This window comes from Rhodobacter sp. TJ_12, from assembly GCF_020023995.1.
In the GTDB taxonomy this organism is placed as follows: Bacteria; Pseudomonadota; Alphaproteobacteria; order Rhodobacterales; family Rhodobacteraceae; genus Rhodobacter.
In genome coordinates, this window is record NZ_NRRD01000017.1 from 68,602 (window position 1) to 79,231 (window position 10,630).

The following is a 10,630-nucleotide window of genomic DNA, read 5'->3' on the forward strand; positions in this document are numbered from 1 at the left end:
GTGGGCATCTTGCCCAAGGTGGCACGCGCAGTGGGGACATGATGCCGCAATGCCGCGCTCTGCCCCGAATTTCATAAGCGTTTCTTTCACTTGTGGGCATCGGGCGGACAGGTTGCGGGCTTGACCAATGCCCGGCACAGGTTCAGACTCGCGCAATCGTTACCAAGGTGGCCCGCGATGCATGACGTTCCGTCCGTGCCGAAGTGTTCGCCTAAGCGCCCCGGTGCGGCCAGCCCGCCGCACCGCCTGCGGGTGTTTTCCCATGCCGCCTGTCTGCCCCACCCCCGCTTGGGGGTTTGGCTTTGTGCTTTTGTTTTCCTTGTGCCTGCCTCCGAAGGAGCCTGTCCATGTCCGGTTTGAACCCCATCTCTGCGCCCGCCGCCCTGCCCGCTTCGGATCTTATCGCCCATGCGCTCGCGGGCAGCGCGCCGGATTTGGCCGCCGCCCTCGGCGCGGCGCATCTGCCGGTGGCCGATCTGGCCGAACCGGGGCGGCGCTTCTTTGGCTATACCACGCCCGAGGGCGCAGACGGGCTTTACGGCGGGCTGGAGATGCTGGACGGGCATGGGCTGGTGCGTTCGATCCTTGTGCCCGAAGCCTTGCGCGGGCGCGGACATGGGCGCGCAATCCTATCGGCGCTGCTGGCCGAGGCGAAGATCGCGGGCGCGCGCGATGTCTGGGGTTTCAGCCCGGCGGCCGCGGCGGGGTTCTTTACCCATCACGGCTTTCGCATCGTGGCGCGCTATGAGGTGCCGCAAGCGGTGCTGGGCGCGCGCGTCGCACAACTGACCTGCCCGATTTCAACGGCGATCGTCACCCGCGCCGTTTAAAAACTGCTTAGGTCTGTTCCTTTGGCGTCCGGTTGGGTCACGCTGGCCAGCGATGCGAAAAACCGTCACGAACGCGCCAACAGGGATTCCCACAGCGATTCGTTTGTGGCATCATGCGCGCATCGCCCAACAAGAGGCGCAGTCACGAGGCACAGCATGCTCCCCAAAGGGCCGAGGGTCTTCCCCTTCGTCTATTACGGCTTGGCCGCCATTTTGGCCATGAACTTCGCCTTTGCCGCAACGCAAGGGCCGAACGGCATTTTCCGCCGTGTGCAATTGGATGCCGATATCGCCAAGGCCGAGGCCGAACGCGATGCCTTGCGCGCTGAACATGCCCGCATGGCCAATCTCACGCATCGGCTGTCGGATGACTATCTTGATCTTGATCTGCTTGATGAACGCGCCCGCGAAGTGCTGGGCACCCTGCGCGCCGACGAGATCGTGATCCGCTAACCCCCATTCGCCGCCCCTTCCGGCTGGGCATCGGCCCGCCCGGCCCTAGCTGAGGTCCAAAGCTGTGCGCATTGCGTGCAGATGCGGGCCTTTGTCGCATGCGCGATTGCATCTGCCCGCAGGGTGCGATAAAAGATGGTTTAACGTTGAACTATCACCATGACGGGAGGCTGTCCGATGGCGACACGCAAAACCCTAGAGGCACCGGCGCCCAAGCGCCCCAATGTCTCCAAGGATGAATTGCTGCAATATTACCGTGACATGCTGCTGATCCGACGGTTCGAGGAAAAGGCAGGCCAGCTTTACGGCATGGGGCTTATTGGCGGGTTCTGCCACCTTTACATCGGGCAAGAAGCGGTCGTCGTCGGTTTGGAAGCCGCCGCGAAAGAGGGGGACAAGCGTATCACCTCTTATCGCGATCACGGCCATATGCTGGCCTGCGGCATGGACCCCAAGGGGGTGATGGCCGAACTGACCGGGCGCGAAGGGGGCCTGTCCAAGGGCAAGGGCGGCTCGATGCATATGTTCTCCAAGGAAAAACACTTTTACGGCGGGCATGGCATCGTCGGCGCGCAGGTGCCGCTGGGCGCCGGGCTGGCCTTTGCCGACCGTTACTTTGGCAATGACAATGTCACCTTCACCTATTTCGGCGATGGCGCGGCGAACCAAGGTCAAGTCTATGAAACCTTCAACATGGCTGCGCTTTGGAAGCTGCCGGTCGTTTTCGTGATCGAAAACAACCAATACGCCATGGGCACCTCGCAAAAACGCTCCACCTCCACGCCCGATATCTACACGCGCGGCGGGGCCTTTGGCATTCCGGGCGAGATTGTCGACGGCATGGATGTGCTGGCCGTCAAAGCCGCCAGCGAAAAAGCCGTGGCGCACTGCCGTGCGGGCGATGGCCCCTATATTTTGGAAGTGAAAACCTATCGTTACCGCGGTCACTCCATGTCCGACCCGGCAAAATACCGCTCGCGCGAAGAAGTTCAGAAAATGCGCGACGAACGCGATGCAATTGAAAACGTGCGCGAATTGCTCCTGTCCGGCGGCCATGCCACCGATGATGACCTCAAATCCATCGACCGCGAGATCAAGGCGGTGGTGAACGAGGCCGCCGAATTCGCCAAGACAAGCCCCGAGCCCGGCGTGGACGAGCTCTGGACCGACATCACCGCGTGAGGAACGACCAATGGCAACCGAAGTTTTGATGCCCGCCCTTTCGCCGACGATGGAAGAAGGCACTTTGGCGAAATGGCTGGTGAAAGAGGGCGACGAGGTCACCTCGGGCCAGATCATCGCCGAGATCGAGACCGACAAGGCGACGATGGAATTCGAAGCGGTGGATGAGGGCACCGTGGGCAAGCTGCTTGTGGCCGAAGGCGCCTCGGGCGTGAAGGTGAACACGCCGATCATGGTGCTGGTGGAAGAGGGCGAAAGCGCCGATGACCTGCCCGCGCCGAAAGCCGACCCCGCCCCCGAAGCGCCCTCCGAGACCCCGGCCCAAGCCCCGGCCAGCGCCCCCGCGCAAGCCGCCGCGCCGCTTGAGGTTACCTCCAAGGCCAGCGCCGATTGGCCCGAAGGCACTGAAATGAAAACCATGTCGGTCCGCGAAGCGTTGCGCGAAGCGATGGCCGAGGAAATGCGCACCGATGAGACCGTCTTCTTGATGGGCGAAGAGGTGGGCGAATACCAAGGCGCCTATAAGGTCAGCCAAGGCCTGCTGGATGAATTCGGCGCGAAGCGCGTGCTGGATACGCCGATCACCGAACATGGCTTTACCGGCATTGGTGTCGGCGCGGCGTTCGGGGGCCTGCGCCCGATTGTGGAATTCATGACCTTCAACTTCGCCATGCAGGCGATTGACCAGATCATCAACTCGGCGGCGAAAACGCTTTACATGTCGGGCGGGCAAATGGGCTGCCCGATCGTGTTCCGGGGCGCCAATGGCGCCGCCGCGCGTGTGGGCGCCCAGCACAGCCAAGATTACGCCGCGTGGTATGCGCAAATTCCGGGGATGCGGGTGGTGATGCCCTATTCCGCCGCCGATGCGAAGGGCCTGCTGAAAACCGCGATCCGCGACCCGAACCCGGTGATCTTCCTTGAAAACGAAATCCTCTATGGGCGTTCGTTCGAGGTGCCGGTGCTGGATGATTTCACCATCCCCTTCGGCAAAGCCCGGATCTGGCGCGAAGGCACAGACTTGACGCTTGTCAGCTTTGGCATCGGCATGGCGCATACGCTTGCCGCCGCCGATAAACTGGCCGAGGAAGGCATCTCCGCCGAGGTGATCGACCTGCGCACCCTGCGCCCGCTCGATTACGACACGGTTCTGGCCTCGGTGATGAAAACCAACCGCTGTGTCACCGTGGAAGAGGGCTGGCCCGTTGCCAGCATCGGCAACCACCTCAGCGCCGTGATCATGGAGCGCGCGTTTGATTATCTTGACGCGCCGGTGATCAACTGCACCGGGAAAGACGTGCCGATGCCCTATGCGGCTAACCTTGAAAAACTGGCGCTGATCACCTCGGATGAGGTTGTCGCCGCCGCCAAACGCGTCTGCTACCGTTAAGGGAGGGCAAAATGGCCATTGAAATCCTGATGCCCGCGCTGTCCCCCACGATGGAGGAAGGCACGCTTGCCAAATGGCTGGTGAAAGAGGGCGACGAGGTCACCTCGGGCCAGATCATCGCCGAAATCGAGACCGACAAGGCGACGATGGAATTTGAGGCGGTGGACGAAGGCACAATCGGCAAATTGCTGGTGGCCGAGGGCGCGGCGGGCGTGAAAGTGAACGCCCCGATCGCCGTGCTTTTGGAAGAGGGCGACAGCGCCGATGCCGTGCCTGCCGCCGCCAGTCCTGCGCCTTCAACCTCTGACGCCGAGCCGATGCCCGCGTTCCTGGCCGAAGATACGCCCGCCAAAGCCGAGGCCCCGGCAGCCCCGAAAGCCGCCCCCGCCGCGCCCCAAGCGGCCAGCGGGGCGCGTATCTTTGCCTCGCCGCTTGCGCGCCGGATTGCCGCCGATAAGGGCTTGGACCTTGCCAGCCTCACCGGCTCCGGCCCGCATGGCCGGATCGTGAAAGCCGATGTCGAGGCGGCCAGCGCCGCGCCCAAAGCCGCCGCCCCGGCGGCCGAAAGCGCCGCCGCAGCCCCGGCGGCAGCGCCCGCTGCCGCGCCGGTCTCTGCCAGCGCTGTGGCAAAGCTTTACGAAGGCCGGGAGTTCACCGAAATCCCGCTTGATGGGATGCGCAAAACCATCGCCGCACGGCTTACCGAAGCCAAGCAAACGATCCCGCATTTCTACCTGCGCCGCGAGGTGAAACTGGATGCGCTCTTGGCCTTCCGTGGCCAAATCAACGACCAACTCAGCCCCCGTGGCGTGAAGCTTTCGGTGAATGATTTCATCATCAAAGCCTGCGCGCTTGCGCTGCAAACCGTGCCCGCCGCCAATGCCGTTTGGGCTGGGGACCGGGTCTTGCAGATGAAGGCGTCTGATGTGGCCGTGGCCGTGGCAATTGAGGGCGGTCTTTTCACCCCGGTGCTTAAAGATGCCGAGATGAAACCGCTCAGCCAATTGTCCAACGAGATGAAAGACCTCGCCAAACGCGCGCGCGACCGCAAGCTGGCCCCGCAGGAATATCAAGGCGGCAGCTTCGCCATTTCCAACCTCGGCATGATGGGGATCGAGAATTTCGACGCCGTCATCAACCCGCCACATGGCGCGATCTTGGCCGTGGGCGCGGGGGTGAAAAAGCCGGTCGTGGGCGCCGATGGTCAGATCGAAGTCGCCACCATGATGTCGCTCACGCTGTCGGTCGATCACCGGGTGATCGATGGCGCACTGGGGGCCGAGCTTCTGGCCGCCATTGTCAGCAATCTTGAACACCCAATGGCGATGCTGGCCTGACAAGGTCCAAATGCCTACGCAAAAAGCCCCTTCGGGGGCTTTCTTGCTTTGGATCAAGGCAGTTTCCCCAAGCAGATCATATTCATATCCATGATTCCAACAGTCTGATGAAAAGGACAGATCATGGATTGGCACACCGAGCTTGAAACCATCCGCAGCGACATGGCCGATTTCAACGCCAAACAGCCCGCCTCGCAAAAGGGCTTTGGCATTCTGCACCACGAAGCCTTGGCCGAAGGCGTGCTGTCGACCAAACAAAAAGAACTGATTTCGCTGGCCATCGGCATCGCGAAGCAATGCTCGTACTGCATCGGGGTGCATGTGCAGGCCTGCATCGCCGCAGGCGCGACGCGCGCAGAGGTAGAAGAAACCGTGAATGTCTCGGTGCTGATGGGCGGGGGCCCGTCGCTCATGTATGGGCTCAAGGCGCTTGAAGCCTATGACCAGCTCAAGGGCTAAACGCCCTGCAAAAGCTGAGACAGCGCGCCCCGGCCCCGCCGGGGCGACAGCCCTTATCCCTCGCAGTCGCAGCCGCGCAGACGTTGGTCCATCTCAACCGACGGATGCTCGCAGCCCGCCTCGCCCACGATCTTCGCGGGCACACCGGCGACGGTCTTGCAGCACGGCACATCGGCCAACACCACAGACCCCGCCGCGATCCGCGAATTGTCGCCCACGCGAATATTGCCGAGCACTTTCGCACCCGCCCCGATCAGCACACCATTGCCAATTTTCGGATGCCGATCCTCGTCTTCCTTGCCGGTGCCGCCTAGGGTCACCGAATGCAGCATCGACACGTCATCGCCCACAACGGCGGTTTCCCCGATCACAATCGAATGGGCATGGTCAATCATCACGCCCCGCCCAATCCGCGCGGCGGGGTGAATATCCACCCCAAACATTTCCGAGGTGCGCATCTGCACAAAGAACGACATATCGGTGCGCCCCATCCGCCACAGCCAATGCGCGATCCGGTGGCTTTGCAGCGCCTGATAGCCCTTGAAGAACAAGATCGGCTGGATAAAGCGGTGGCAGGCCGGGTCGCGGTCATAAACGGCAACCAGATCGGCCCGCGCCGCCTGCCCCAGCGTTGGGTCAGAGCTATAGGCCTCGTCGGCAATTTCACGCAAAATCTGCTCGCTCATCTCGCCCGAGGCCAGCTTGAGCGAAAACCGAAACGCCAAGGCCCGTTCAAAGCTGGGATGGTGCAACAGACCCGCATGGATCAACGCGCCCAAAAGCGGTTCATTGCGCACCGCATCCTCCGCCTCTTCGCAGATCTGCGTCCAGACCGGGTCAACGGCGGCAACTTTGGCATGGGTCTTGGCCATGGGCAGCTCCTTCGCTTGGGGCGATCTTATCACATAGATCCCGCCCCAGATAGGGGAAGGGCGCGGCAGGTTAAACCCCCGCCGACGCCATAGCAGGATTGCAGCAATCGCCATGCCAAGGGTCTTGATCTCGCCCCCATCGGGGTAAGGGGCGCGCCACAACGGTTCGCGCCGTGCCCGCGCACCCAAAGAGCCATCGCCCCAAAACGGATGCACGCGCCGCAACCGCTTGCGGTAAAGATCGGCAGCATGCGCCTGATCGAGCCACAGCGCCAAGCGCGCCATTTGCTGCTGGGGCGCCAGCAAGGCGACCGCCTGCGCCGCCGCCAGAATATCATCGATCAAGATCGGGCGCATCAGCCGCGCTCAACCGCCCACGCCGACCCGCGCCGCCAGCCCCGGCCCGAACCGGTCAGAGATCTGCGCCACGCTGACCTCAAAGGCCCCCGCAATCCCATCGGCCGTTTGCAACGCGGTGGGGTAGCTCCATGAAGCTGTGCCCAAGCTCACCTCGCGGCGGATCGCCCCGCCTTGCCACACGCGCAAAAGATACCGCTCCTCTGCCTCGCCCAAGGGCACCTCATAGCCTGCCCAGCTATCGCCATCCACGCGGGTGCGCCTGACCCAATCAAACGCCCAGCCGGTTGCGGTCGCGCGCGCGCGCAAATGGCACGGGCTCAGCGGGCGCAGACCCACGCCCGCGAAAGCCGCGACCCGATGCGTGTAAGACGGATCATCATAGGGCCGCGCGGCGGACCCAATCCGGTAATGCCGCGCCAAGCCGCGCGCCGATGCCGGCAAGCTGATCTGCGCGGGCGCACCATCCAAAAGCACAACCACGCTGCCCTCGGGCCAAAGCGCGGGCATCAGCGCATCACTGCCCAATTGCCCCCGCAGCCGCAAGGAAATGTCCCACACCCCGGCGGCCACCGGCACGGCCTTGGCAAATTGCAAAAGCTCCCAATTGTCCGACGATCCGTCGCCAATGGCCATCAGGTTCGCACCATTGAGCACCGCGTCCCTCGTGGCACTTTCCAGCGCCCCGGTCGCCAGCCGCACCCGCAAGGGCGCGCCGCGATCCCAAAGCCCCGGCGCCGCGCGATGCAAAGGCGTCAAGCTGACCCCCAGCACCGCGCGCGCCGAAACGGTGGTGTTAAGCCGATACCCCGCATCGACCTCTGCATCTGCCGCATAAACCGCCACCGTGCCGGGCCATGGCACCGCCGAAACCGCCAGATGCGGCGCAACCGGGTCTTCGGTCCCGCGCATCAAAGGCAGGTCCAGAAACACCGGCGTCACCGGCACCGGCGCGGCAAAGGGGGTCAGCCCCGGCGGGTCTTCCAGCTCTTGCGCCGGGGCGTAAAGACCCGGCTCAACGCGCACCGCCTCCACCTCCAGCCGCGCGGCGCGTTCCACCCGGTCCAACCTGTAGCGCCGCCGCCCCTCGGGCCGGTCCAGCACCACAACATCGCCCGGCCCCAGATGCGCCTGCGACAAAGGCAGTGCAAAGCGCGCCGTGTCCCGCGCCACCCGCGCCTCGGCCAGCCAGCGCTCCACCAAGGCCTGCGCCTCGCCGCGCGTCAGCGCCAAGGGCAATTCGCTGCCCGAGGCCGCGGCCTCGGGTGCGCCCGGAAAGACCGCCTCAACCGCGCGCGCCTCGAAATCGCCTTCCGCCTCGCAATAGGCCAACCGCACCCGCCCGGCGATCTCGGCCTCGGCGGCACGGCGCGTTTCCACCGCCGTGCCCGTCTCGCCCAAAGCCAGATCGGCCTCGGAAAGCACCATCTTGGCGTGCCCATCGCGCTGGCGAAACACCAGCCTGCCATCGCGCTCCAGCGCCTCGACCCCATAGCCCAGCATCAAGGCCTGCACCCCCGCGCGCCCGGTTTGCGCCCCGGTCATGGTGAAGCCGCGCACCAACCCGTAAAGCTGCGACACATCAATCGCCGTGATCCCAGCCACCGCGCAAATCTCGGCCACCACATGGGCCAGCGGCTGCGCCACCGCCCGCCCCGAAATCCAATGCCCACGTGCGTAATGCGCCCCATCGGCCCAAATATCGCGCAGCGCCGGAAATTGCGGCCAAGGCCGCGTGTCCCACGCCCAGACATGGGCGCGCGTCATATCCACCATCGGCCCGCCATAAAGCTCCGAGATCGGATTGCGCGCCGCATCCCCCCAATAGCCCGTCATCGCGCGCAGATATTGCATCTGAATCAGGTCATCGCGCCGCCCGTCGGAAAAATGCGGCAAAGCCGATTCCGAACTGTTCAGATCCAGAAACTTGTTGGGCTGGTTCGTACCTTTGTCGACCGCCGCACAGCCCATTTCGGTAAACCAGATCGGCTTTGAGCGCGGCACCCAAATGGTGGGATGGGCCGCACGCACGCCCCCCACCCGCTCGAAATGCTCTTTCTCCCAAAAGCTGCGGATATCTTTCACCCGCCAGATCCACGGCTCGCCATAGGCGCCATCGGTGATCGGTGTGCGGATCTGCGCCGCGCGATGTTCGGGCGCCGCATAATACCAATCATAAAGCTCGCCGCCCTCGATATTGGCGCGCAGGTAATCAAGGTTATAGATCGCGCCCCAAGCGGCATCGGCATGATCCTCGCCCGCGCGCCAATCCGACAGCGGCAGGTAATTGTCGATCCCGATGAAATCGATGTTTTCATCTGCCCAAAGCGGATCAAGCTGGAAGAACCGATCCCCATTGCCGGGCGCATAGCCCGCATATTCCGACCAATCCGCCGCATAGCTGATTTTGCAATCGGGGCCCAGAACCGCGCGCACGTCCGCCGCCAGGGCGATCAGCTCCGCCACCGCCGGAAAGCTGTTATCCGCAGCCCGAATGCGCGTCAGCCCCACCAGTTCAGACCCAATGCAAAACGCCGCCACCCCGCCCGCCGCAGCACAAAGATGCGCAGAGTGCAAAATGAAGCGGCGCAGCGACCATTCCTCTGGCCCGTCGTAAACCACCTTGCCATCGATGAGCGCAAAATCGCTGGCCCGCGCGGTGCCGAAAAACGCCGCCACCTGCGCGGCGGCGGCGGCCGTGCCATCGGCGGAGCCCGGCTGCCCCGGCGCGATATCGAGCGTGATCCGCCCGCGCCACGGCAAGGCAGGCTGGCCGGGCGCCCCGCGATAGGGGTCAGGCAGCGCATTGCCCGCCCTCTGATCCATCAAGATAAAGGGGTAAAAGGTCACCGCCTTGCCCGCCGCCTTCAGCGCCGCAATCGCCTGCACCACCGCCGCATCGGCAGGCGTGCCGCCATAGATCGATCGCCCGCCGTCATCGCGCGGCACCTCTTGCGCGCTGGCCCGATCCAGCCCCGCCACCGACCATGGCAGATTGCGCGCCTCGCGCGCCGCCGTGGTCACCTTGGGCTGCACCGTGCAATGCCCGCAGCGCAGATCCGACCCAAACCAACTGACCACCAGCGACACCGCCTGACAGCCGGGCAATTCCTCGTCCAACCGCTCCAGGGTTTGGGTGAAATCGCTGCCCGCTCCGGGCGCATGCTGGTTGACCGGCGCGCGCCCCACATCGGCCACAACCGCAAACCCCGCCCCCGCGCCTTCGGCGGGGGCGGTCTCATAGACCGGCTCGGTCGCCAAAGCATATTCGCCCGTACCCGGGATCAGCGCCACCGCCTGCACCGCCCGCACCAGATCGGGCACCGCCCCCAAATCCGGCCCTTGCGCCACCCGCACCACCTCAAAGGTGAATTGCGGCACCCGGTTGCCAAAATCGGCCAAAGCCAGATCCTCGATCACCACATAGGCAATACCCCGGTAAGCGGGAGCCTGCGCCGCCCCCTCCACCGCCGCGATCTTCGGATCGGGCAGTTGATCCTCGCCGCCGGTGTAGACGCGCAGGTTCAGACGATCGCGCGCGATTTCACTGCCATCGGCCCAGACCCGCCCGACGCGCAAGATCGTGCCCTCGCATAAGGCCAGCGCAAGGCTGACCGAATAGGAATAGCGGGTCTCGGTGGCGCGCGGGCTGCCCTTGCCGGTTTTTTGCACCGTCGCGGTTTCCACAAAACGCGTGGCCCAGATCACCTGCCCCGCCACCCGCATCCGGCCCCACAGCCGGCCCACCGG

General features: G+C 64.3%; 8 protein-coding genes. 6 read left to right on the forward strand and 2 right to left on the reverse strand.

The genetic code is table 11. The annotated features are described in order from the left end of the window. Nucleotides 1-347 precede the first annotated feature (347 nt). From CKO11_RS12725 to CKO11_RS12750, 6 genes are all read left to right on the forward strand, one after another. On the forward strand, nucleotides 348-830 hold the full coding sequence (locus CKO11_RS12725; RefSeq protein WP_223639392.1) for a GNAT family N-acetyltransferase: 483 nt from the start codon (nucleotides 348-350) through the stop codon (nucleotides 828-830). A 156-nt stretch (nucleotides 831-986) separates the two neighbouring features. Then, a complete protein-coding gene (locus CKO11_RS12730) occupies nucleotides 987-1,283 on the forward strand; it encodes an FtsB family cell division protein (RefSeq protein ID WP_223639397.1) in 297 nt (98 codons plus the stop codon). A gap of 177 nt (nucleotides 1,284-1,460) precedes the next feature. After that, nucleotides 1,461-2,465: a pyruvate dehydrogenase (acetyl-transferring) E1 component subunit alpha gene (pdhA, locus tag CKO11_RS12735; RefSeq protein ID WP_223639399.1), complete on the forward strand. Its 1,005-nt coding sequence runs from the start codon at nucleotides 1,461-1,463 to the stop codon at nucleotides 2,463-2,465. A gap of 10 nt (nucleotides 2,466-2,475) precedes the next feature. After that, a complete protein-coding gene (locus CKO11_RS12740) occupies nucleotides 2,476-3,855 on the forward strand; it encodes a pyruvate dehydrogenase complex E1 component subunit beta (RefSeq protein ID WP_223639401.1) in 1,380 nt (459 codons plus the stop codon). Between the two features lie 11 nt (nucleotides 3,856-3,866). Then, a complete protein-coding gene (locus tag CKO11_RS12745) occupies nucleotides 3,867-5,192 on the forward strand; it encodes a pyruvate dehydrogenase complex dihydrolipoamide acetyltransferase (RefSeq protein ID WP_223639405.1) in 1,326 nt (441 codons plus the stop codon). A gap of 123 nt (nucleotides 5,193-5,315) precedes the next feature. Beyond that, the gene (locus CKO11_RS12750; protein ID WP_223639409.1) at nucleotides 5,316-5,651 is read left to right on the forward strand and encodes a carboxymuconolactone decarboxylase family protein; all 336 of its coding nucleotides are present in this window, start codon (nucleotides 5,316-5,318) and stop codon (nucleotides 5,649-5,651) included. Nucleotides 5,652-5,704: 53 nt separating this feature from the next. On the opposite strand, the gene cysE is transcribed toward CKO11_RS12750, so the two are convergent. Together cysE and CKO11_RS12760 are read right to left on the reverse strand one after the other, a co-directional pair. Next, nucleotides 5,705-6,523, reverse strand: a complete 819-nt coding sequence (cysE, locus tag CKO11_RS12755) for a serine O-acetyltransferase (RefSeq protein ID WP_223639415.1) — start codon at nucleotides 6,521-6,523, stop codon at nucleotides 5,705-5,707. 366 nt (nucleotides 6,524-6,889) lie between these two features. Next, nucleotides 6,890-10,630, reverse strand: a 3,741-nt coding sequence (locus CKO11_RS12760) for a glycoside hydrolase/phage tail family protein (protein WP_223639412.1), incomplete at its 5' end; no start/stop codon positions are given.

Coding starts and splice junctions, on each gene's coding strand:
- CKO11_RS12740 (WP_223639401.1), top strand. CDS start 2,476: ATGGCAACCGAAGTTTTGATGCCCGCCCTTTCGCCGACGATGGAAGAA.
- cysE (WP_223639415.1), bottom strand. CDS start 6,523: ATGGCCAAGACCCATGCCAAAGTTGCCGCCGTTGACCCGGTCTGGACG.
- CKO11_RS12730 (WP_223639397.1), top strand. CDS start 987: ATGCTCCCCAAAGGGCCGAGGGTCTTCCCCTTCGTCTATTACGGCTTG.
- CKO11_RS12750 (WP_223639409.1), top strand. CDS start 5,316: ATGGATTGGCACACCGAGCTTGAAACCATCCGCAGCGACATGGCCGAT.
- CKO11_RS12745 (WP_223639405.1), top strand. CDS start 3,867: ATGGCCATTGAAATCCTGATGCCCGCGCTGTCCCCCACGATGGAGGAA.
- CKO11_RS12725 (WP_223639392.1), top strand. CDS start 348: ATGTCCGGTTTGAACCCCATCTCTGCGCCCGCCGCCCTGCCCGCTTCG.
- pdhA (WP_223639399.1), top strand. CDS start 1,461: ATGGCGACACGCAAAACCCTAGAGGCACCGGCGCCCAAGCGCCCCAAT.